This window comes from Sphingomonas sp. PR090111-T3T-6A (genome assembly GCF_000383095.1).
Lineage (GTDB): Bacteria > Pseudomonadota > Alphaproteobacteria > Sphingomonadales > Sphingomonadaceae > Solisphingomonas.
The window spans coordinates 527,164-549,035 of record NZ_AORL01000010.1; the positions used below are offsets into that span (position 1 = coordinate 527,164).

Sequence of the window (21,872 nt, forward strand, 5' to 3'; positions counted from 1 at the left end):
CGAAGGTCGCCCGCGCGTTACAGCCCGGCTCGATCGGCAAACGGCCGGCGGGAACCCCGAGCGGGTCGCCCGCGCTCCCTTGCCGTGCCGTCGCGTCCATCTTTGCTCAGGCCCGCTCGTGGCCGGTAACGGTGTGGATATACCACAGCATTAGGGCAGTGTGTTCCGTTTCGGAGCGGATAGGGTGGCTGCCGCGCCCCCGCTTTGCGCGGGCGACGTAACGAAAAGGGGGGAGCGCGCGTGAAGGTTGTGCGGCCATTGAAGCGTGGCGCCCATTCGGTCGAGAGATCGGAGGCGCGTGCTGCGTGGCGAGCGGCAGGTGACGTCGGGACGGCGAGCGCCCTTTCAGCTATCCGCGCTCTGGAAGCCGATGGGCAGATCGTCGCGACGGAGAGAGGGGCTGGAGCGAATATGGTCTCACTGAGCGGCACCGTCGCCCGCGACCGCGCCATCTATCCGCGTCCGATCAGCGCCATGCCCGACATCGTGATGCTCAGGATACCGTCCGAATTCCGCAGGCCCGAGCTGGTGCCGGGCCGCTATCATGCGATCCTGGTCGAAACCATCGAGGAACAGCACGAGCTGGAGCTGTTCCTCGACCAGGAGCGCGACGCGCCGTGCGCGCCGGATCTGCTCGATACGCGCCCATCCACGCTCCAGGTCGAGCAGGTCGCGATCGCGCATTACGCTCCGCCGGCAGTCGACTGGCCCTATGTCCTCCTGTGCCGCTGGCCGGCCGACCTCGCCGCGGCGGCGCCCGAGGAATTGCGGATATTCGCGCGCGGCGCCTACACGATCGAGCTCTTCGACGATCGCAAGCAGCTCGAACGGGCGTCGGAGCGCGTGCTGGCATTGCTCGGGCGGCGGCGCAGGACGTACGTCGAGATCATTTCGCCGGATTGGTCCGCGGCGCCCGACGGGACGCGCCATTGATGTAACTCCGGAGGGACCTGGCCCGAGTAGGGGCAAAAGCGTCCTAATCCGGAGACATGCATTGCCCGAAGCCCAAGCGCGCATCGCGACCCTCGAATCCAGTCGCTATCTGACGGAGCTGGCAAGGGCGTGGAAGCACACCTATCCCGTTCGCTTTGACACGCTGACGGCCGAGGTCGAGCTGCCGGGCGCGCAGCTCGTCATGACCGCCGACGGCGACAGCCTGACATTGCGGCTGGTCGGCGCCGGCGAGGACGGGTTCGAAGCGGCCAAGGCTTCGGTCGCGCGGCATGTCGACCGGGTGGCCGAACGCGACGCCGGGGTCCGGTGCGTCTGGCACGACGTCTTCTGACACGCCTTCACGCAGAGCCGGCGGCTGCCATGATCACGGTCCATCACCTGAACGAATCCCGATCGCAGCGGATACTCTGGCTGCTCGAGGAACTCGCGGTGCCTTACGAGATCCAGTTCTACTGGCGCGATGCGCACAAGATGGCGCCGGCCGAGCTTCGCGGCGTCCATCCGCTCGGGAAGTCGCCGGTCATCACCGACGATGGCCGCGCGATCGCGGAATCGGGAGCCATCGTCGACTATGTCGTGCGCCATTACGGCGGCGGGCGGCTGTGCCCCAAGGCCGGCAGCAGCGACTATGACGACTATGTGCACTGGCTGCACTATGCCGAAGGGTCCGCATCTCTCCCGTTCGTGATGCTGCCGATCGCCAACAGCTTCGGCAAGATGGCGACGCCGCTGCGCCGGCGGGTCGACTATGAACTCGATCTCAATCTCGGCTACATCAACGGCCGGCTCGAGGGGCGGGACTATCTGTTGGGCGATGCGCTCACGGCCGCCGACGTGCAGATGAGCTTCGTCGGCGAGCTTGCCGTGAACTTCGCCGACGTCTCGGCCTTGCCCAACCTCGCAGCATGGGTCGGCCGCTTCCAGGCGCGCCCGGCCTACAAAGCCGCCATCGCGCGTGGCGGCCCCTATCCTTACGCGAAAGGATGAGCGCAGGCGGAAGGGGGCCGAAAGGGGCGGGGGCGAGGATCGCGCGGGATCGGGCGCGATCCTGATCCGATCGCCGGCCGATCCGGCGCGCGCAGGCGCCGCTCAACCGACAATCGAGGATCCATCAATCGGCCGGCAAGACAATGCCGGACCGCGAGTGGTAAGATTTCGGCGGGCAACGGAGCGTCTGGAATTGCGAAATTGAACAAAGACTTCGGGGTGAAAGGATAAATCAATGGCAACGTCGACACTCGATGCGCTGCTCGGTGCGCTTGCGGTCGAGATCGAGGCCTTCGCGATCTGCGAAATCGGGGACGAAGTCGCGCTCATATTTCCGCCCATCGACGCGATCGAGGTCCACCATATTCTCGAGGGGACGCTTCATCTCACGATCGGGGACAGCGAACCCGTCGAGGCCGGCCCCGGCTCGATGCTGATCGTGCCGCCGGGCGTGATGCAGCATCTGGCGACATCGAGGAACACCCGCGAGAGCCGGATGGCGGCGGACGCCTGCACGCCCGTTCGCGACGGCATGCTCTTCGTCGATGTGACGGACGGCAAGGAAGCCACCCTGCGGATCGCATGCGGGGCCGTCGTGCCCGATCCGAGCGGATCCTATGGCCCGCTGCAGAGCCTGACGCGCCCGGTGTCGGAAAATCTCTCGGACGTCACCGTCGTCTCGGCGGCGTTCGCCACGCTGCTCGAGGAGGTCGCGGCGCCGACCGAAGGCACGCGCGCGCTCACCAGCGCGCTCATGAAGGCCTGCCTCGTCGTGCTCCTGCGCCGGCATTTCCAGACGAGCCGCATGGCGGGCACCGCGCCCGCCATGTTCCACGATGCGCGCGTGAGCCGTGCGATCGCCGCCGTGCTCGACCGGCCCGCGGCGGCGCATTCCGTCACGAGCCTGGCGAAGGAAGCCGGCATGAGCCGCTCCGCCTTCGCGCGCGAGTTCAAGAACGCGCTCGACGTGACGCCGATGGATTTCGTCGCGCGGGTCCGTCTGAACCTTGCCCACCGGCTTCTGCTCACCACCGGCATCCGGGTCGAGCGCATCGCCGTCGCGGTGGGCTTCAGCAGCCGCAGCCATTTCAGCCGGCTTTTCCGCGAGCATTATGGCAGCGATCCCTCGACCTACCGGCGCTCCAAGGCGGACGCCGAATAGGAGCCGGGCACGGGCATCATCGTTCCTCGCTGCCGCGCCGCAGGATCGTGCGGGGATCCTCGGCGCGGATCGCTTCGACGAACGCCTTGTCCTCCTGCTCGATCTCGCTCGCGAGCTCGATGACCCGATCGATCGAGGCAGCGGGGATGACGATCGCCGCCACCGCGTTCGCGTAGATATAGTCGCCGGGGAATATCGTCGTTCCGCGCAGGCTGACGGGCACGTTCGCGGCGACCGGCATCAGCGTCTCCGATCCGGCCTGGACGGCCTCGCCACCGCAATAGAAGGCGGGGCCATAGGTGGCCAGCTCGGCAAAATCCCGGAGCCTCCCGTCGGTGATGAGGCCTGCCACCCCGTGATTGTGCAATCGCGAGAATTTGACGCCACCGCCGATCGACGTGTCGGGGAGCCCCGGATTGTCGAGCACGAGCACGGTTTCCTCGGAGGCGTCTGCTATCGCCTCGTAGAAGAAGCGCGCGAAACCGGGCTTCTCCGCCTCGGCGAAATCCTGCCGGTACGGCATGTAGCGGATGGTGGCGGCGCGGCCGAACAGCACCCGACCGGGCGTCGGCGAGACGAGGCCGAGGATGTGCATCCTGTGCCGGAACAGGCGGCCACACGCGTCCGTCAGCGACGCGGCCGTCAACGCTCCCAGTTTCGATCCGAGCGCATCGATCATCCTCACCTCCCGTGCCATCCCCGGCCGTGAGCGGCCATCGCATGGCAGGCCGCCGATCGCGCGAAATGCCGGTCCGGGTGCGCTCGCCCGCGTGGCACTATTCGACGAGGTCGATGACGAAGTCGCGGCCGTTGAACGAACAGCCATCGCCCGCGGACTTGCCTTCGATGGCCTCGAAGAGCGGCGCCTCGACCGACACGCCCATAAGTTCGATCCCGTCGCAGTCGAACCGGTCCGTCGCGACCGCGATGACGAACCACCGGTCCCTGATCTTCACGATCGCGCCTTCCTCGACGGTGCGCTTCGGACCGAAATCGATCTTCCGAAGCTTCGCGATCTTGTCCGCGTGCGCGTGGACCGGCTGGTCGAACGCTTCCGACAGGTCGCTCGCGAACTCGGCCTGCGCCTGCTCGTCATTCTCGATCGGCTCGGTCCGGTCGAGGCGAGCGGACGAGACGAATGCGAGATATTCCTCGCGGGAGGCGTTGAACTGCTGCTGCTCGAGGTCGAGCATCGTCTGCTTCACGCGTTGCTTGTCCATGATGTCCTCGTGTCGAAGTGGCTGGATGGGGACGACGACGCTCCGGTCAGGGCGCCGAACGATGCAGCGTCGCGTCGGCGAGGACCAGCATGAAATCGTCCGCCGGATCGGACCAGGTTTCGATCGGGGTCCATCCGCTCGCCTGCAACAGCAATCGAGCCTGGTCGGGCGTGTATTTGTGGCTGTTCTCGGTATGGATGGTCTCGCCCCGGCGCATCCGGACCGCCCGGCCGCAGACCGTGAAGCTCAGATCGTCGAGCGCCTCGAGGTGCATCTCGATGCGCGACCATTCGGGGTTCCACCGCGCGGCATGGCGAAACCGCTCGCAGGGGATCGTGCCTTCGAGCTCGCGGTTGATCCGGTCGAGTAGATTGAGATTGAACCTCGCGGTGACGCCCTGGGCATCGTCATAGGCGGCGACGAGGCGATCGACGTCCTTGTGGCGGTCGATCCCGATGAGGATTTGCGAGCGGTCGCCCAGCGTGTCCCGCATCGAGCGCAAGAGGTCGATCGCGGTCTGGGGGACCATGTTGCCGATCGTCGAGCCGGGGAAGAAGCCGAGCCTCGCCACGTCGGGGACCGAGCCCGGAAGCCGGACCGGCTGCATGAAATTCGCCTCGATCGGAAGGATCGCAAGCTCGGGGAATTTCGCGGCAAGCTGCCGGCTCGACTGGCGAAGGAATTCGCCGGAGATGTCGAGCGGCACATAGGCGGTGCACGTCAGCTCGCGCAGGAGCAACGGCGTCTTGACCGAGCTTCCGGAACCGAACTCCACGACCACGACGCCCGGACCGACGAGCTCCGCGATCTCGCCTCCATGGGTTTCGAGAAGCCGGGTCTCCACGCGGGAGGGGTAATATTCGGGCAGCCGCGTGATCTCTTCGAACAGCTCCGATCCCGTCATGTCGTAGAACCAGCGCGCCGGGATCGCCTTTTGCCGCTCCGACAGGCCCTGGAGCACCTCGGCCCGGAAGGCGAGATCGACCCCGCCTTCATCCTGTTCCACGAGCTTGAGATCGGCATGCATCGCCATGTCAGAGGTCCTTTGCCAGGCGCACGCCAGTGAACTGCCAGCGCTGATGAGGGTAAAAGAAATTGCGGTAGGAGGCGCGCAGATGGCCGCGCGGGCTGGCGCAGCTGCCGCCCTTGAGGACAAGCTGCCCGCTCATGAACTTGCCGTTATATTCGCCGACGGCGCCCGGCGCCGCGCGGTAGCCCGGATAGGGCCGATAGGCCGACGAGGTCCATTCCCAGACATTGCCGAACAGCGAGCTGATCCCGTCGGTTCCGGGCACGAACTCGGGATGGACGGCGCCCGCCTCGTCGAGCTGGATGCCGAGCAGCGGATTGTGGGGGAGGGCCGCCGATTCCCATTCCTGCTCGGTCGGCAGGCGCGCGCCGGCCCAGGCGGCGAACGCATCCGCCTCGTAGAAGCTCACATGCGTGACCGGGGCCGACGGATCGACCGGATGCCAGCCGGCCAACGTGAAATTCTCCCACCCGTCGGGCGTGCGCCGCCAGTAGAGCGGGGCGGCGATGGCCTCTCTCTTCAGCCATGCCCAGCCGTCGGACAGCCAGAGCGAGGCTGTCGCATAGCCGTCGTCTTCGATGAAGCGCAGCCAGTCTGCGTTGATGATCGGCCGATCGGCGAGCGCATGACGGGCGAGATAGTGACGATGCGCCGGCCCTTCGCAATCGAACGCGAAATCCGAATCCGCAAAGCCGATGTCCACCGGCCCCGTCCGGCCGGCGTGCCAGACGATGTCCGTGCTGACGTGATGCGACTTCCCGAACGGCGCTCCCGGCCACATGGCCGGGCCGAGCGGATTTTGCGCGAAGAGGTGCTTTACGTCGGTGAGCAGCAATTCCTGGTGCTGCTGCTCGTGGTTCAACCCAAGTTCGAGCAGGTCCGGGCAGCGCTCGAGGATCAGCGGCATCGCTTCGAGGATCGCCTCGTCAACCCGGCGCCGATAGGACAGGATCTCGGGCAGGCTGGGGCGGGTGAGCAATCCCCGCCGCTCGCGCGGATGGCGCGCGCCCTCGGCTTCGTAATAGCTGTTGAAGAGATAGGCCCAGCGCTCGTCGAACAGCCTGTAGCCGGGCACATGTCCGCGAAGGATGAAGGTCTCGAAGAACCAGCTCGTGTGCGCGAGATGCCATTTGGCCGGCGATGCGTCGGGCATGGATTGCGCGCTTGCGTCCGCATCGGAGAGCGGCGCCACGAGGTCCACGCTGAGCGCCCGCACGCCCGCATAGCGCAAGCGCTGGTCCTCGGTGGACGTGTCGGTGGCTACAGGTCTCGGATGGGCCGCAACGTCCATGATGATGTCAAATTCTCCTCGTCCCGGGTCAATCGGACCATGGTGTCGCCCGCCGTCCTTGCACCGCCCTCCCTCCACACACGGGCTGGCGCGGCATCGGTTACAATGGGGGCATCACGGACGCGGATTCCCGATGCTTCGAGAGGCCTGGCGTCGAGGCGTTTCGGAGGCGGACTGTAACCATAGCGCGCCGTCGAGCGGTAAGAGGGTTGCCCACCGGCGAGTGCGCAAGCCGGATGGCGTGCGGCCAGGTCATGGCGGCGTGATCCGAGACGGAAGAAGGTTGTATATCATGCGAGCGTTCATCGATTTCGAGGCATCCTCGCTCGGACGGCATGGCTATCCGATCGAGGTTGCCTGGGTCTTCGAGGACGGCCGGTCGGCCTCCTTCCTCATCGCGCCGATCGACGGGTGGACGGATTGGAACCCGGCCGCCGAGGAAATCCATGGCATCTCGCGCGCCCAACTGGCCCGCGAAGGCGTGGCGGCGCCCCTCGTCGCACGGCACCTCGTCGATGAACTCGCCGGCCATCAGGTCCTGGCGAGCGCGCCTTCCTGGGATGCCAGGTGGATGAGCCGGCTCCTGCGCGCGGGCGGGCTGCCGCGCCACGCCATCCGCGTCACCGATACCGATGCGGCCCTCCTCGAACTTGCCACGGCGCTTCTCGCGCCGGCGCTGTCCTCATCGCAAGTCCACCGCGCGAGCCGCCAGATCATGGCGTCCGCGGGCGACCGCTTCGCCGGGCGCAGGCGCGCGCACCGCGCGCTCGCGGATGCCGAGCTAGAACGCGACCGCTGGCTGACGGTCTGCCGCCTGGCGCGCGCCTATGCTGGTCTCCCGGCGGACGGGCGCGTCGCACGGCCCCCGGCCGCGCCGCGCGAGGCCAATCTCCTCCTGCATCCGCGGGCCTATCCGCAGACCAGCCTCGACCGGCCCGGCGCCGAATGGAGAGCCTCATGATCCGCTTCCATTTTCACCCGACACCCAATCCGATGAAGGTGGCGCTCCTGCTCGAAGAGACCGGGCGCGCGCCCTTCCCGTCAAACTATCCGCCGGGCGAAACGCCTTCGACCGTGCTCCACGAGCGGCACGTCGCCGCGATCCATCTCCGTCACCAGCATCCGGCGGGTGTGGAGGGGGACGAGGCATGAAGATCAACGGCAAGCGCGTCCTCATCACCGGCGGGTCGAGCGGCATCGGCCTCGCGCTTGCGCGCGCCCTGCTGCTGAAGGGCGCTCATGTCGCGATCAGCGGCCGGCGCCCGGATGTGGTCGCCGAAGCGGTCCGGACGCTGCATCCGATCAGCGCCGCGGTTCACGGGATCGCGGCCGATGTCGCCACGGACGAGGGGCGCGCCGCTACGCTCGATCTGGCCCTGTCCGCGCTGGGCGGCCTCGATATGCTCGTGAACAATGCCGGTGGCGTCAGGGCCGGGCGTCTGGAGACGATCGACGAGACAGAGCTGCTCGCGATGATAGATGTCGGCCTCATCGCCCCGATCCTGCTGACGCGGGCCGCCTTGCCGGCGCTGCGCGCCAGCGGGGACGCCGTGGTGGTGAACGTCTCCTCCGGCATCGCGCTCGTCGGCGCGCCGTTCTACGCGACCTATGCCGCGGTCAAGGCGGGACTCGCCCATTTCGGCGAAGCGCTGCGGCGCGAGCTCAAAGGCGAGGGCGTCCATGTCCTGACGGTCTATCCCGGCGGGACAGACACTCCGATGATGCGGACGAACCGGGCAGGGGCCGAGCTTGGCTTCTCGCGCGAGCCGGCCTCCGCCGTCGCCGAGGCGATCGTCGAGGCCATCGAGGCCGGCCGGCACGACGTCGTCCGAGGGGGCGAGGCCCGCCTCCAGATGATCGCGCTCAACCGCGCGGATCCAACGGCTCTCGACGAACGCTTTGCCGGCCTGAAGCCGGCGCTCGAAGACGCCGTCCGGGATCATTCGGCGCTTTGACCGCGAGAGACGTGAAACCAGGAGCGCACCCATGATGCTGCAAGCCAATGACATCTTCCCGTCGCTCGACTTCCCGCGCGCCGGCGGCGGCGAGATTCATCTGCCCGCAGACCTTGCCGGCGGCTTCGGGGTGGTCCTGTTCTATCGGGGGGCGTGGAGCGAGGTCTGCGTGGCCCAGCTCGACGATTTCTCGCGAGACGCGGACAAGCTCCTCAGCGAGGGCATCAAGGTCGTCTCGATCTCGGCCGACAAGCGCGAGACCTCGGAGGCGCTCGTCGAGAGCCACAAGCTCGCGTTTCCGGTGGCCTATTGCACCGACGTGCGCGCGGTGTCCGCCGTCACCGGCGTTCCGATCAACGAGGACGGCGTCTATTTCGAGGCCACCGGGTTCGTCCTCGATCCCGAGGGCCGGATCCAGTTCGCGGTCTATTCGACCTATGACGCCGTCGACGATCGCATCGTGACGGCGATCTCGTCCAGCGTCCCGATCACGCGCCTCTACCCCGGCGACGTCCTGGAGCTGGTCCGGCACGTCAAATCCTCGAAGAGCTGAAGACCGGCACTGCCGGACCTGCTCGGGCGCCCTCGGCGCCGTCGCTTTCGCACCTGGAGTATCATCGTCATGCTGCAAAACGGACACGTCTTTCCCACGCTCACCTTCGCGCGCGCCGGCGGCGGCGAGGTTCACCTGCCGGGCGACCTGGCTGGCGGGTTCGGCGTGATCCTGTTCCATCGCGGCGCCTGGTGCCCCTACTGCAACGCGCAGCTCGCGGCGTATGAGGCGGCCAAGCACGAATTCGCGCGGGAGCATATCAAGGTCATCTCGGTCTCTGCCGACGACCGCGAAACCTCCGAAACGCTGGTCGGAAAGCACCACCTCAGCTTCCCCGTCGGGTACGGCGCGGACCCGAAGGCGGTTTCCGCCGTCACCGGCGCCGCGATCAACGAGAAGCCCTATTGCCTCCAGGCGACGGGCTTCATCCTCGACGCCGAGGGCCGGATCGTGACCGCCGTCTATTCGACGCGTGCGATCGGCCGGCTGAACCCGGACGATGTGCTCGGCTTCGTCCGCTACCTGAAGTCCAAGAGCTGAAGCCAGCCTGAGAGACAGGCCCGGCGCGCGATCGGCCGGTGGCATGCCGCCGGTCCGGCTCGATACCGATATCGATCGCGCGCCATCCTGTAACGGGAGACCTGATCGAACCGTGTTCCGGATGAGCTGCTTTTGCGGGTCTATCAGGAGATGGTTGATGTTTTCGGTGCTCTTCGAAATGCTGCCCCGGGCGGAGAAACACGACGCCCATGCCGCGCTCGCGGCGAGCCTGATGCCCGAGCTTGGGACCATGCCGGGCTATATCGACGGCCCCCTCTACAAGAGCCTGTTGCGCAAGGGCTGGCTGATGTCGCTCTCGACCTGGCGCGACGAGAAGTCCCTGGTCCGGTGGCGGACGCGCCGGATCCATGCAGAGGCGCAGGAAAAAGGGCGGTCGGAGATCCTCGAGGATTATCGTTTCCGCGTCGGCGAGGTCACCCATGACACCGCGATCCCCGAAGGCTGCACGCTCAGGGGGCAGCGGCTCGACGAGACCGAGACGGGCGGCGGGACCGCGGTCACCCTCATCGACGCCGAGCAGGACCCGCAATGGGTCGCGTCGCAGGATCCGCAGGAGATTGCGCTCTTTCTCGGCTTCGACCTCAATTCCTATGGCGACTGCGTTTCCTGGGATGTGTTCGAGAGCGCGTACAAGCCGGGCGCCATCCTCCTGCTCTGCGCGTGGAAGGATCAGGCGTCGGCGATCGAATTCGCGAAGTCCGCGATGGTGCCGGACGGCAGCCGCATCCGCGGCGCCCGGATCGTGCGCGACTATGCCATGTTCGACCGTCGCGAGGCGCCGCAATATTACCCGGATGCGGCGGGTCGCGAGACCATCCACGCCTGATCCGCTCGAACGACGGAACCGGGGGAGGCGCCTATCCCCCGGTGACCACACGAGCACCGCCTCCTTGACGCGGGGGATCGCCCGGTCTGCGACGCGCTCGATCGACGATCATGCTATGATGCCGGCGCCCGGCCGGCGGTGAAGGCCGGTCTCCGGCGCGGATGGCCGGATTGCGCGGGCAGCGGCGCCGGGGCCTTGCGGTGCGCCCCGCGACGATGCGGGTGCCCAAAAAAATCGGCGCGCGCGTGTAACCGAAGAGATGCCGCGGCTGGTTAGTTCGCTGAGCACGGCGTCGCGTTCGTGCGGCCACGGCAGGCCGTTTCGCCGACCGCTGACCGTAACGTCCGGGGCGCGGCCCAAGGAGGTGGCAGATGAAAGCGATCGTGGTGACGGACGAGGCCGCCGGAACGGGCGGGATGACGCTTGCGGACCGGCCCTTGCCGGAGGCGGGCATCAACGACGTCGTCGTCGCGGTCCATGCCTCGGGCTTCACCTCGGGCGAGCTGACCTGGCCCTCGACCTGGACCGACCGCCTCGGCCGGGACCGGACGCCGGTGATACCGGGCCAGGAACTGGCGGGCGTCGTCACCGCGCTCGGCTATGGTGCGAGAGGGCTGTCGATCGGGCAGCGCGTGTTCGGTCTCACGGACTCCTATCGCAGCGGCTCGCTCGCCGAATATATCGCCATCGAGACGCGCAATCTCGCGCCGCTGCCGGGTGATGTCGACTTCGCCACAGCCGCCGCCGTGGCGATGCCGGGCCTCACCGCCTGGCAGGGGCTGGTCGAGCATGGCCGCCTCGAGGCGGGGCAGGCGGTGCTCGTCCATGGCGCCGCCGGCGCCGTCGGCTCGATGGTCACGCAGCTTGCGCGTGAGCTTGGCGCCTATGTCCTCGGCTCCGGTCGCGCTGCCGACCGCCAGCGGGCGCTCGAGTTCGGCGCCCACGAATTCATCGATCTCGAGAGTGATGCCCTGGAGGACGCAGGCGGCGTCGACATGGTCTTCGACGTGATCGGCGGCGAGATCGCGACGCGGTCCGCACGGATCGTCCGGCCCGGAGGCAAGCTCGTGACGATCGCCGGGCCGACCGAGGCGCGACCCAAAGACGGGGTCACGATCGATTATGTCGTCCTGCCCGACCGCGCGCAGCTCGGCGAGATCATCGACCGGGTGCGCGACGGCCGGCTCAGGCCCCACATCGGCACGATCGCGGTCCTCGACGACGCGGTCGCGGCCTTCAATCCGGCCGGGCGGGTCAGCGGCAAGACCATCATCCGCGTTCGCCCCTGATCGGCCACGCGATCGCCACCGCTATTCGATCGATCAGAAGACCCAAGGAGACTTCCAATGAAGGCAATCGTGGTAACCGACCAGGCCGCGGGCATGAAGGGGATGACGCTGATGGAGCGGCCCGATCCGCAGCCTTCCATCAACGACGTCGTCGTGCGAATCCACGCCTCGGGCTTCGTCAACACCGAGCTTGACTGGCCCTCGACCTGGACCGATCGCCTCGACCGCGACCGGACGCCCTCGATCCCTGGCCATGAACTCGCCGGCGTCGTCACCGCGCTCGGCTATGGAACGACCGGCCTGTCGATCGGACAGCGGGTGTTCGGGCTCGCCGACTGGTACCGGGACGGAAGCCTCGCCGAATATATCGCGATCGAGGCGCGCAATCTCGCGCCGCTGCCCGGTGACGTCGACTTCACCGCGGGCGCGAGCCTGCCGATCTCGGGCCTGACGGCGTGGCAGGGTCTCGTGATCCACGGCCGCCTCGAGCCCGGCCAGCGGATCATCGCCCACGGCGCCGCCGGTGCGGTCGGATCGATCGTGACCCAGCTCGCGCGCGAGCTGGGCGGTTACGTCATCGGCACCGGACGCGCCGCCGACCGCGACGCGGCGCTGGGCTTCGGCGCGAACGAGTTCGTCGATCTCGACAACGAGGCCCTCGAGGCCGTCGGCGAGGTCGATCTGGTGCTCGACCTGATCGGCGGCGAGATCGGCAAGCGGTCCGCCAGGCTCGTCCGGGCCGGCGGCCGGATGGTCTCGATCGTCGGGCCGATCGAGGAGCATCCGAAGGACGGCGTCGCGATCGACTTCGTCGTCGAGGCTGATCGCGCGCAACTGACCGAGATCATCAACCGCGTGCGCGACGGGCGTCTCAGGACAAACATCGGCACGATCGCCTCGCTCGACGATGCCGTCGCCGCCTTCAACCCGACCGAGCGCCGGCCGGGCAAGACGGTCATCCGCGTTCGTCCGTAAGGGCGGGCTCGCTCAGGCTTGCGCAGGATGGGATCGGGAAGACGCCGAAGCCGACGGACAAGCGGATCGACGCGGCGATGTCTGGCAATGCCTGCCGGTGGAGCACGGAAGGGGCGGCGTGTGAAGCATGATGGCCGGACCCGCGTCGGCGCGGGGAGGGCCGGGTAAGGTATGTCCAGGAGGTATCAGGTGACGCTCGACCATCCCATTTTCGACCGCTGGCCGGCGCAGTTTCCCGACCGGCTGCAGCTCTTCTCGCTGCCCACGCCCAATGGCGTGAAGGTCGGGATCATGCTGGAGGAGACGGGCCTCGCCTACGAGCCGCACCGGATCGACATCACTGCGGACGAAAGCCACGATCCAGCCTTTCTCGCGCTCAACCCCAACGGGAAGATCCCCGCGATCTACGACCCCGACGGGCCGGGCGGCACGCCGCTCGCGCTGTTCGAGTCGGGCGCGATCCTGCTCTATCTCGCCGAGAAGACCGGGCGGTTCCTCGCGACCGATCCGAACGCCCGCTACGAGACGATCCAGTGGGTGATGTGGCAGATGGGCGGCGTCGGCCCGATGTTCGGGCAGGTCGGCTTCTTCAACAAGTTCGCCGGCAAGGACTATGAGGACAAGCGCCCGCGCGACCGCTACGCGGCCGAATCCGCGCGCCTGCTCGGCGTTCTCGACCGGCGCCTCGAAGACCGCGACTGGGTGATGGGCGGCGACTACAGTATCGCTGACATCTCGCTGCTCGGCTGGGTGCGCAACCTGATCGGCTTCTATGAGGCGCGCGCGCTCGTCGGCTTCGATCGCTTCTCCAACGTCCAGGCCTGGCTCGACCGCGGGCTCGCGCGTCCCGGCGTGCAGCGCGGCCTCGACGTGACGGCGCGGTAAGGGAGGACGGACATGTCCCTGGTCAAGATCCCCGAGGATGCCGAGGCCGTGATCGCCCGCGCGATCCTGTCGTTCGTCGCGACGGTCAATGCGGACGGAACGCCCAGCCTTTCACCCAAGGCGTCGCTGACGGTCAGGAACGGCGGCCTGTTCTTCGCCGACATAGCCTCGCCCCGCACGATCTCGAACCTCAGGCGCAATCCGGCGATCGAGATCAACGTCGTCGATATCTTCGCAAGGCGCGGCTATCGCTTCACGGGGCGCGCCACGGTCCTCGCGCCCGACGACGCGGAAGCGCGGCCGATCGCCGACTGGGTCCGGGCCACCAACGGGCCGGAATATCCGGTCGACCATGTCGTGAAGGTCGAGATCAGCGCGATCGCCCCGTTGCTGTCTCCCGCCCATGTCTTCGCCCGGCCGCCGCGCAGCCAGGATGAAATCCGGAGCAGCTATTATGAAAAATACGGCGTCACCCCGCTCAAGGGCTGAGCGCCATGCAGGAGGCCGCAGTCCCCGGCCCTTGAAGGGCGGCGCATCGCCCTCCCTTCCGGCCGGTCGGTCGCGCGGGGAGGCCAATCCATTTTCCGGGGAGTATCCGATGCAAGCCGCCGTCATCAGGGCCGTCACGAAGGACGATTTCGAGGCCTGGCTGCCCCTGTGGGAAGCCTATCAGCGCTTCTATGCGGTCGACATCCCGGCGGACGTGACGCGCGGGACCTGGACCCGCTTCCTCGACCCGGCCGAGCCGATGCACGCAGCGCTCGCCATGGTCGGCGAGCGGGCAATGGGGCTGGTGCACTGGCTCTACCATCGGTCGACCTGGACGACCGGCGACTATTGCTATCTGCAGGACCTGTTCGTGGCTCCGGACGCGCGCGGAAGCGGTGCCGGCCGCGCGCTGATCGAGCATGTGACCGCGCATGCGAAGGGTGAGGGCGCGCCGCGCCTCTACTGGTCGACGCACGAAACCAACCAGACCGCGATGCAGCTCTACGACCGCATCGCCGAGCGCTCGGGCTTCGTCATCTACCGGAAGCTCCTCGCGTGAAGGGGCGCCGCGCGCCCGAGCCGCCGGCCGTGCGGCGCGATCCCCGACACGAGGACGGCGTGGCGGGCGCGGGGCGTTCGGCAATTCAGGGTCGGGAGGTCCCATGTCCGACATCGATTGGCTGAGCCGCCTCCTCGAGATGATCACGGTCAAGGGCCAGCTCGAGGTACGCTGCGCTTATGGCGCGCCATGGCGCGTCGCGTGGGACCGGTCCGCCGTGCACGAGATCCCCTACCATGTCGTGCTCCGCGGCCGGGCCATCATCGAGGATCCGGATTCCGGGACCGTGCGGGAGCTGGTCGGGGGAGACATCGTGCTGCTGCCGAGCGGCGGCCCCCATGTGCTCCACGACGGCAGCGGAGCCCCACCGGCGCCGACGCAGGAGCATCTTGCACCCGCCGGTTGGGTGGTGAGCGAGAACGACAGCGAAGGCGAGCCGCTCGACATGCTGTGCGGCCGCTTCCTCATCGGGCCGCCGCATGACCGGCTGATGCGCAACTACCTGCCCACCAACCTCGTGATGCACGCGGCCGGAGGCGAGCCGGAAGCCGGCGTCGCGTCCACCGCCTCCGCGCAACTGGCCAGCCTCATCGGCATGATGCGGATGGAGTCCACCGGCGACAAGGCCGGCGGATACGCCATCCTCAACGCGCTCTCCTCGGCGCTGTTCACCCTCGTGCTGCGCGCGGCCGGCGAAACCGACCAGGCGCCGGAGGGCCTGCTGGCGCTCGCCGGCCATGCGCGGCTCGGCCCCGCCATCTCGGCGATGTTCGCCGATCCGGCGCGCGCCTGGAGCCTGCCCGAGCTTGCCGAATCGTGCGGGATGTCGCGTGCGACCTTCAGCCGCCACTTCCAGGACAGGCTCGGCCGATCGGCGTTCGACCTGCTGGCCGACATCCGCATGGGCCTCGCCGCGAACGAGCTGAAGAAGCCCGGGATGGGCACCGAGGCGGTCGCCGACCTCGTCGGGTATCAGTCCGTCGCCGCCTTCCGCCGCGTGTTCGCCGACAAGATGGGCATGACCGCGGGACAATGGCGCCGCCAGGCGCGCGAGAGCCAGTAGGCGCAGCGCCCATGGTGGAGCACGGCAGACCGAACGACTGTTCAGACCGCCGGCCCCGACGCTGCTGTCGCGGTCCGCCCCGGCGACCCGTTTTTCTTCCTCAATAAAGCCTGATGTGAAGCCTGCGCGGCCGGAGCCTGTTCGCGCAAGCGAAGGCGCACGCCCGCGATTGAGGCAAGTTTGAGCATATCGGGCATCAAATTGAGCCTTGTGCGTCTCGAAAGAGGCAATCGCTCGCAGTAGAACCTCCTCAACAACGACGCAGACAAAGGAGCAAGTCATGAAAAATGTCGTCATAGACACCATGCTGAGCCGCAGTTCGACCAAATATTATGACCAGAACGCGACGCTCAGCGACGAGCAAATCAGCGAACTGGTGAAGATAGGGACCTCCGCTCCCACCTCGTTCCACTTGCAGAACTGGCGTTTCATCGCCGTGCGTTCGCCCGAGGCCAAGGCCCGGTTGCGCCCGATCGCGTGGAACCAGCCCGCGACCTCCGAGGCTGCGGTGACCTTCATCATCGTCGGCAAGATGGCGGATGCCAGCACCGTTCCGGCCTGTCTCGCGCCGGCCGTGGAAGCGGGGATCATGCCGGCCGCCATCATCCCGGATTGGGAGAACCCGGCGCGCGGTCTCTACGACGACAATGTCCAGCTCCAGCGCGACGAGGCGATCCGCACCGCCACCTTCGGCGCCGCCACGATCATCTACGCGGCCCGCTCGCTTGGCTGGGGCTCGACCCCGATGATCGGCTTCGACTTCGACGCGGTCGCCCGCGAATTCGGTCTCGCCGACAACGAAATCCCCGTGATGCTCCTTTCTGTCGGGCCGGAGCGCCCGGGGAACTGGCCGCAGAAGCCGCGGCTCCCGGTGCTCGACGTCCTTCAGTTCGCCTGACCCTCAACCGTCCTTCAGCCCAAGCTCACCAGTCCCACAAGGAGAATGACCATGGCACGTTGTGAAGTCCTCTCGCCCGATCAGGTTCCGGCCGATTCCAAGGGAACCCTCGATGCGTTCACCAAGAATATCGGGTTCACCCCGAACATGATGGCGGCCTTCGCGCAGAGCCCGATCGCGTTCAACGCCTGGGCGACCCTGCTCGGCTCGCTCAGCAAGTCGCTCGACGTGAAGACGCGCGACAGCATCGGCCTCGCGGTTTCCGAGGTGAACGGCTGCGATTACTGCCTGACCGTGCACAGCTTCACCGCCGAACACATGGCGAAGATGTCGCCGGAGGAGATCGTGCTCGCCCGCAAGGGCCATGCGAACGACCCCAAGCGCGATGCGGCGGTCCAGTTCGCCCGCAAGGTCATCGAGGCCCGCGGCAAGGTCGGCGATGCCGATCTGGCGGCGGTGCGCGCCGCCGGCTTCACCGAGGCGAACGTCATCGAGATCGTGGCGCTGGTCGCGATGTATTCGCTGACCAACTTCTTCAACAACGTGTTCGACCCCGACAAGGATTTCCCCGCGGTCGCCGCGGCGGGCACGATCTGAGCGTGACGATCGTCCTTTCGGCGCTCTCCCGCTCCTTGGGCGCCTGAGGCGGGGCGATTGTAACCGGGAGCCCAGGCGCACCGAGCAGGATGTTCGGGATGCGCCTGGGTTTTCCCGCGACCGGCAAGGTCTGTCTCACCACTGTCTGGAACAGCGCCATGATGGGCTCGAAGATCGTCGTCGTCACCGGAGCGCTGCAAGGCGCCGCTGCCACGACCGCGCCCCCGACGCCCGTTGGCGGACCCTGGCCATCGCGGAATCGCAACGGAGCGACAGCATGACATTCAACATCCTCCATATCGATTGCAGCCCGCGCGAGGAGTCGCACAGCCGTGGGCTGTCGGCCGCGATCGTCGAGATGCTTCTCGACGCGGCACCCGGCGGTCATGTCAGCCGGCGCGATCTCGGCGCCAGTCCGTTGCCGCACGCCACGGCCGACTATGCGACGACGCTTTCGTCGCCCGCGACGCTGGCAGCACCCGTCCCGGGCTCGCTCGACCTCTCCGAGGAACTCATCCAGGAGGTGGAGGCGGCAGACGCGATCGTCATCGGGACGCCGATGCACAACCTCACCGTCCCCTCGGTCCTGAAGGCGTGGATCGACCAGATCATGCGCGCCGGCCGCACCTTCAGGACGACGCCGACGGGCAAGACGGGAATGGTCACGGACCGCCCGGTCTACATCGCCATCGCATCCGGTGGCACCTTCACCGGTGAGCTGGCCAATCAGCCCGACTTCCTGACGCCCTATCTGTCGACCGTGCTCGGCAGCATGGGCCTGAAATGCATCCAGTTCCTGTCGATCCAGGCGACCGCCTTCCTCGTCGGCGAAGCAGCGGCGGCGGCGCGCGAAAAGGCGCTCGCGGCGATCGACCTGTCGGTGGTGGCCGAAAGCCCGCGCATCGCGGCGCAGGGCGGTGATTGAGCCCATGAAGATCGTCGTCATAGGCGGCACCGGCCTGATCGGCTCGAAGATCGTCGCGATCCTGCGCGCGCGCGGCGACGAGGTGATCGCGGCGTCGCCCGCGGGCGGCGTCGACACCATCACAGGGGAGGGGCTTGCAGCCGCTCTCGCGGGTGCGGCGGTGGTGGTCGACGTCTCCAACTCGCCCTCGAACGACGGGGCGGCCGCGATGGAATTCTTCGAGACCTCGGGGCGCAACCTGCTGGCGGCCGAGGCCGTAGCGGGCATCCGGCATCATGTCGCGCTCTCCATCGTCGGGGCCGAGCGGGCTCCGGGGCAGGGCTATTTTCGCGCCAAGGTCGCCCAGGAGGCGCTGATCAAGGCCGCCGGCATTCCCTACACGATCGTCCGCGCGACCCAGTTCCTGGAGTTCCTCGGCGGGATCGCGGATGGGCACGCCGTGGACGGCGTCGTCCGGCTCCCGCAGGGCCTGTTCCAGCCGGTTGCGGCCGACGAGGTCGCCGCGTTCGTGGCCGGGTTGGCGCACGGCGAGCCGCGCAACGGAACCGCAGAGATCGCGGGACCCGATCGCGCGCCGTTCAGCGAGATCGTCGCGCGCTACCTGAAGGCGGTGGGCGATCCGAGGCAGGCCGTGGGCGATGCGGACGCGCGTTATTTCGGGGGCGTTATCGAGGAGACCTCGCTCGTCCCGCAAGGCGAGGCGCATCTCGGCCGCATCGGGCTCGAGGCGTGGGTAGGGCGCCCGAAGGCGTGACGCGCGGCGCGCGAACGCGCCGGCATGATAGTGGAAGGCAAAAGATATGGAACAGTCCCCCCAGATCGGCGACCGGCTGATCGATCTTTCGGCCGCGCCCGATACGGCCAGGATCCGCGACTGGCTCGGACCGGAGGCGTTCGAGCAATGGCGCGCGCTCGAAAGCTGGATCGAGGAGAATTATTCCGGCGTGTTTGCCCCCGAATGGCTCAACGGCAAGAAGAAAGGGTGGTCGCGCCGCTACAAGAAGATCAAGGCGTTCTGCACCTTCATTCCCGAATATCGGCGCTTCTCGGTCACCATCGTGTTCGGCGGCGCGGAGCGGGAGAAGTTCGAGGAGCGTCGCTACACTTGGCGTCCGCTGCTGGTCGAGCGGTACGATCAGGCAAAGGTCTATCCCGACGGGATGTTCCTCACGCTCCCGATCGCCACCGCCGACGATCGGCAGGAGATGATCGACCTTCTGGTCATGAAGCGCCCGCCGGTCGCCCGCGCCTGACTACGGGGCAAGGAGACGCCTCCGGGCCTAGCGCGTTGCCGTCGCGGCGAGATGGTCGAGCAGCGCCCGCGCGGGCGGGGTAAGCTCCTCCTCGTCTCGGACGCAGAGCGACAGGCGTCGCGTGGCCCAAGGGTCGCGAAGCCCGATCGTGACGATCCCGGTCGCGCGCCGGACGCGGCGCGCGGCGGTCTCGGGGACGATGCCGATGCCCGCGCCGGCGCCGGCCATCCGGCAGATGTCCTCGAAGCCATGAAGACGGACGCGCATCTTGAGACGCGCCCCCAGACGCGACGCCTGCCCGTCGATATGATCCTGCAGGGGGCCGCTCATCAGCCCGATGAAGGGATGGCCGAGCAGGTCCGCGAACCCGACCTGCCGCTCGGCGGCGACGGCATGGTCCTTGGAGGCCACCACGACGAGGCGATCGACCGCGAAGGGGCGCAGGACGAGCGATCCCGTGTCGTGCGCGCTCGACAGCACACCGATCTCGGCGAAGCCGGCCGCCACGCTCCTCGCGATCTCGATGCTCTCGCGCTCCTTGAGGTCGATGTCGATCCGGGGATGGGCCGCCATCCATGGCGCCAGCCTCGACGGAAGGAAGGCGGTCGCCGCGGCGGTGTTGGCGAAGATGCGGACCGAGGCGCGAAGCCCCTTGGCATATTGCCCGATCTCGCCGCGCATCTGCGCCATCTGGTGCAGGATCGTGCGGGCGTGGTGCGCCAGCATCTCGCCGGCTTCGGTCGGCTCCACGCCGCGCCGCCCACGGTTCAGCAGGACGACCTCGCCGGTCGCCTCCATGTCGCGCAGCCGCTCGCTGGCGGCGGCGAGCGACAGGCCGGCCTCGGCCGCGCCGTGCGTGATGCTGCCGGCGTCGACAACGGCCAGGAATAGGCGAAGGTCGGTCAGATCGAAGCGCATGGATGCCGGGATAGCGCAGGCCCAGCCTTCGCTCCAGCCGAAGTCTGCGATCGGGCCTTCCGCATTGTGGGCCGGGCCGCGGTCGCTACCTCGGCCCCATGTTCGGACATTCCTATTCGCTGATCGCCGCGATCGTGGCGACCTTCTTCGCAGCCGGTGTCGTCAAGGGCGTGAGCGGGATGGGGCTTCCCACCGTCGCCATGGGCGTGCTGGGATCTCTGCTCTCGCCGCTCGCGGCGGCCTCGCTGCTGCTCGTGCCGTCCTTCGTCACCAATGTCTGGCAGCTTTTCACAGGTCCCCGGTTCGGTGCGCTCCTTGGCCGGTTGTGGCCGATGATGGTGACGATCGTCCTCGGGACCATGATCGGCTCGGCGCTGTTGACCGGCAGCCGCACCCATCTGACGACGGTCGGCCTCGGCGTCGCGCTGATGACCTATGCGGCCTACACCCTGCTGGGCAGACCCTTCCACGTCTCCGCGCGCCGGGAGCCGTGGCTGTCGCCGCTGATCGGCCTTGCGACTGGCCTCGTCACCGGCGTGACGGGCGTGTTCGTGATACCGGCGGTGCCCTACATCCAGTCGCTCGACCTCGATCGCGACGATCTGGTGCAGGCGCTAGGTCTCTCCTTCACCGTCTCCACCATCGCGCTCGCGATCGGGCTGGTCTGGCATGGGGCGGTGCCGGCGGGAAACCTGCTCACTTCGACGCTCGCCGTCGTCCCGGCCTTGCTCGGCATGTCGGCGGGCCAGGCTATCCGCACGCGGATCAGCCCGCCGCTTTTCCGCCGTCTCTTCCTGCTGTTCCTGCTGCTGCTGGGGCTCGAAATGGCGCTGCACGGCCTGCTCTGACGGGGGCCTTGGGTCGCGTGCCAGCCAGAGGCGCGACCGACCGCCGGGCCGTTGCCCGCTGCATCGATGGAGACAGGGGGCTCGCCGGCTCAACCGACATCCACGCCTCTCCAGAACGCGACATAGTCGCGAATGCGCGCCGCCTCGGGGCTCGGATCGCGGTAGGTCCAGGCGGCATTCGGGTTGAGCGCGCCGTTGACGCTCACCGTGAAATAGGAGGCTGTCCCCTTCCAGGGACAGACGGTGGTGTGGTCGGTCGCCTCAAGATAGTCGGGATTGATCGAATCCGGCGGGAAATAATGGTTTCCCTCGATCACGATCGTCGCGTCGCTGTCGGCGAGGACCGCATTGTTCCATCGTGCCTGAACCATAGCATCATCCTTGTTCGAGCCTGAGCGAGGCCCGGACCAGGCCCTGCTCATGGCCAGACCTGCATTCCCTTCGGGGGGCCTCTCATTATCTCGTCGACGCCGTCGTGGCGGTTACATCCGTGGCCGGCATCAGGCTTCGCGTCGAAACTTCAGGGCCGGGATGCGGGGCCCGCGAGCCGTCCCGAATGGCGGCCCGATGTGGCTGGCCGATGTAACTGGGCCGCTGCACGCGGCGAGAGTGCGAGGAACCCCTTGAAGATCGA

The 21,872-nt window shown here is 67.7% G+C and carries 28 protein-coding genes; 22 read left to right on the forward strand and 6 right to left on the reverse strand.

All coding sequences use genetic code 11. The annotated features are described in order from the left end of the window. The first annotated feature begins 411 nt into the window (after positions 1-411). From ST3T6A_RS19385 to ST3T6A_RS0105360, 4 genes are all read left to right on the forward strand, one after another. Positions 412-933, forward strand: a complete 522-nt coding sequence (locus ST3T6A_RS19385) for a hypothetical protein (protein WP_019831869.1) — start codon at positions 412-414, stop codon at positions 931-933. Between the two features lie 61 nt (positions 934-994). After that, complete coding sequence (locus ST3T6A_RS0105350) at positions 995-1,285, forward strand: DUF2218 domain-containing protein (RefSeq protein ID WP_019831870.1); 291 nt, start codon at positions 995-997, stop codon at positions 1,283-1,285. A gap of 29 nt (positions 1,286-1,314) precedes the next feature. Further along, complete coding sequence (locus tag ST3T6A_RS0105355; RefSeq protein WP_019831871.1) at positions 1,315-1,941, forward strand: glutathione S-transferase family protein; 627 nt, start codon at positions 1,315-1,317, stop codon at positions 1,939-1,941. Between the two features lie 235 nt (positions 1,942-2,176). Beyond that, positions 2,177-3,103, forward strand: coding sequence for a helix-turn-helix domain-containing protein (locus ST3T6A_RS0105360; RefSeq protein ID WP_019831872.1), 927 nt, complete (start codon positions 2,177-2,179; stop codon positions 3,101-3,103). A 16-nt stretch (positions 3,104-3,119) separates the two neighbouring features. Here the strand turns inward: ST3T6A_RS0105360 and ST3T6A_RS0105365 are convergent, their stop codons facing one another. The 4 genes from ST3T6A_RS0105365 to egtB form a co-directional block, all read right to left on the reverse strand. Further along, complete coding sequence (locus ST3T6A_RS0105365; RefSeq protein WP_019831873.1) at positions 3,120-3,782, reverse strand: RraA family protein; 663 nt, start codon at positions 3,780-3,782, stop codon at positions 3,120-3,122. Between the two features lie 97 nt (positions 3,783-3,879). Then, entirely contained in the window at positions 3,880-4,323 is a 444-nt protein-coding gene (locus ST3T6A_RS0105370) for a hypothetical protein (RefSeq protein ID WP_019831874.1), read from the reverse strand. 46 nt (positions 4,324-4,369) lie between these two features. Beyond that, positions 4,370-5,356, reverse strand: coding sequence for an L-histidine N(alpha)-methyltransferase (gene egtD, locus ST3T6A_RS0105375; protein WP_019831875.1), 987 nt, complete (start codon positions 5,354-5,356; stop codon positions 4,370-4,372). Position 5,357: 1 nt separating this feature from the next. Then, complete coding sequence (egtB, locus tag ST3T6A_RS0105380; RefSeq protein ID WP_019831876.1) at positions 5,358-6,644, reverse strand: ergothioneine biosynthesis protein EgtB; 1,287 nt, start codon at positions 6,642-6,644, stop codon at positions 5,358-5,360. Between the two features lie 292 nt (positions 6,645-6,936). On the opposite strand from egtB, the gene ST3T6A_RS19390 reads away from it, so the two are divergent. From ST3T6A_RS19390 to ST3T6A_RS0105470, 17 genes are all read left to right on the forward strand, one after another. After that, entirely contained in the window at positions 6,937-7,605 is a 669-nt protein-coding gene (locus tag ST3T6A_RS19390) for a 3'-5' exonuclease (protein ID WP_037537830.1), read from the forward strand. Beyond that, positions 7,602-7,796 (forward strand): hypothetical protein, encoded by a 195-nt coding sequence (locus tag ST3T6A_RS21940; RefSeq protein WP_019831878.1) that lies wholly within the window; start codon positions 7,602-7,604, stop codon positions 7,794-7,796. The genes ST3T6A_RS19390 and ST3T6A_RS21940 overlap by 4 nt, the downstream gene beginning before the upstream one ends. After that, positions 7,793-8,599 (forward strand): SDR family NAD(P)-dependent oxidoreductase, encoded by an 807-nt coding sequence (locus ST3T6A_RS0105395; RefSeq protein WP_019831879.1) that lies wholly within the window; start codon positions 7,793-7,795, stop codon positions 8,597-8,599. Before ST3T6A_RS21940 ends, ST3T6A_RS0105395 begins: the two co-directional genes overlap by 4 nt. Positions 8,600-8,630: 31 nt before the next feature. Further along, positions 8,631-9,152, forward strand: coding sequence for a redoxin domain-containing protein (locus ST3T6A_RS0105400; protein WP_019831880.1), 522 nt, complete (start codon positions 8,631-8,633; stop codon positions 9,150-9,152). A 69-nt stretch (positions 9,153-9,221) separates the two neighbouring features. Further along, positions 9,222-9,692, forward strand: a complete 471-nt coding sequence (locus ST3T6A_RS0105405; RefSeq protein ID WP_019831881.1) for a redoxin domain-containing protein — start codon at positions 9,222-9,224, stop codon at positions 9,690-9,692. Between the two features lie 43 nt (positions 9,693-9,735). Then, positions 9,736-10,539, forward strand: a complete 804-nt coding sequence (locus tag ST3T6A_RS0105410; RefSeq protein ID WP_202804561.1) for an antibiotic biosynthesis monooxygenase family protein — start codon at positions 9,736-9,738, stop codon at positions 10,537-10,539. Between the two features lie 371 nt (positions 10,540-10,910). After that, positions 10,911-11,828, forward strand: a complete 918-nt coding sequence (locus ST3T6A_RS0105415) for an NADP-dependent oxidoreductase (RefSeq protein WP_019831883.1) — start codon at positions 10,911-10,913, stop codon at positions 11,826-11,828. A gap of 57 nt (positions 11,829-11,885) precedes the next feature. Beyond that, a complete protein-coding gene (locus ST3T6A_RS0105420) occupies positions 11,886-12,803 on the forward strand; it encodes an NADP-dependent oxidoreductase (RefSeq protein ID WP_019831884.1) in 918 nt (305 codons plus the stop codon). A 171-nt stretch (positions 12,804-12,974) separates the two neighbouring features. Next, the gene (locus tag ST3T6A_RS0105425; RefSeq protein ID WP_202804562.1) at positions 12,975-13,688 is read left to right on the forward strand and encodes a glutathione S-transferase N-terminal domain-containing protein; all 714 of its coding nucleotides are present in this window, start codon (positions 12,975-12,977) and stop codon (positions 13,686-13,688) included. 12 nt (positions 13,689-13,700) lie between these two features. Continuing rightward, positions 13,701-14,177 carry a pyridoxamine 5'-phosphate oxidase family protein gene (locus tag ST3T6A_RS0105430; protein ID WP_019831886.1) on the forward strand — a complete coding sequence of 159 codons (477 nt, stop codon included), beginning with the start codon at positions 13,701-13,703 and terminating at the stop codon, positions 14,175-14,177. 109 nt (positions 14,178-14,286) lie between these two features. Then, the gene (locus tag ST3T6A_RS0105435; protein WP_019831887.1) at positions 14,287-14,736 is read left to right on the forward strand and encodes a GNAT family N-acetyltransferase; all 450 of its coding nucleotides are present in this window, start codon (positions 14,287-14,289) and stop codon (positions 14,734-14,736) included. 103 nt (positions 14,737-14,839) lie between these two features. Beyond that, positions 14,840-15,799, forward strand: coding sequence for an AraC family transcriptional regulator (locus tag ST3T6A_RS0105440; RefSeq protein ID WP_019831888.1), 960 nt, complete (start codon positions 14,840-14,842; stop codon positions 15,797-15,799). 280 nt (positions 15,800-16,079) lie between these two features. Continuing rightward, complete coding sequence (locus ST3T6A_RS0105445) at positions 16,080-16,697, forward strand: nitroreductase family protein (protein WP_019831889.1); 618 nt, start codon at positions 16,080-16,082, stop codon at positions 16,695-16,697. A 51-nt stretch (positions 16,698-16,748) separates the two neighbouring features. Beyond that, a complete protein-coding gene (locus ST3T6A_RS0105450; RefSeq protein ID WP_019831890.1) occupies positions 16,749-17,294 on the forward strand; it encodes a carboxymuconolactone decarboxylase family protein in 546 nt (181 codons plus the stop codon). Positions 17,295-17,571: 277 nt separating this feature from the next. After that, positions 17,572-18,219 (forward strand): FMN-dependent NADH-azoreductase, encoded by a 648-nt coding sequence (locus tag ST3T6A_RS0105460; protein ID WP_019831892.1) that lies wholly within the window; start codon positions 17,572-17,574, stop codon positions 18,217-18,219. Between the two features lie 4 nt (positions 18,220-18,223). Then, positions 18,224-18,973 carry an SDR family oxidoreductase gene (locus tag ST3T6A_RS0105465; protein ID WP_019831893.1) on the forward strand — a complete coding sequence of 250 codons (750 nt, stop codon included), beginning with the start codon at positions 18,224-18,226 and terminating at the stop codon, positions 18,971-18,973. A gap of 46 nt (positions 18,974-19,019) precedes the next feature. After that, positions 19,020-19,472 carry a DUF3788 domain-containing protein gene (locus ST3T6A_RS0105470; RefSeq protein ID WP_019831894.1) on the forward strand — a complete coding sequence of 151 codons (453 nt, stop codon included), beginning with the start codon at positions 19,020-19,022 and terminating at the stop codon, positions 19,470-19,472. 27 nt (positions 19,473-19,499) lie between these two features. Here ST3T6A_RS0105470 and ST3T6A_RS0105475 read toward each other — a convergent pair whose 3' ends face one another. Beyond that, on the reverse strand, positions 19,500-20,390 hold the full coding sequence (locus tag ST3T6A_RS0105475) for a LysR family transcriptional regulator (RefSeq protein WP_019831895.1): 891 nt from the start codon (positions 20,388-20,390) through the stop codon (positions 19,500-19,502). 98 nt (positions 20,391-20,488) lie between these two features. Here ST3T6A_RS0105475 and ST3T6A_RS0105480 point away from each other — a divergent pair, with 98 nt between their 5' ends. Further along, on the forward strand, positions 20,489-21,238 hold the full coding sequence (locus ST3T6A_RS0105480) for a sulfite exporter TauE/SafE family protein (protein ID WP_019831896.1): 750 nt from the start codon (positions 20,489-20,491) through the stop codon (positions 21,236-21,238). Between the two features lie 89 nt (positions 21,239-21,327). On the opposite strand, the gene ST3T6A_RS0105485 is transcribed toward ST3T6A_RS0105480, so the two are convergent. Continuing rightward, positions 21,328-21,609, reverse strand: coding sequence for a DUF427 domain-containing protein (locus ST3T6A_RS0105485; RefSeq protein WP_019831897.1), 282 nt, complete (start codon positions 21,607-21,609; stop codon positions 21,328-21,330). Positions 21,610-21,872: the final 263 nt, after the last annotated feature.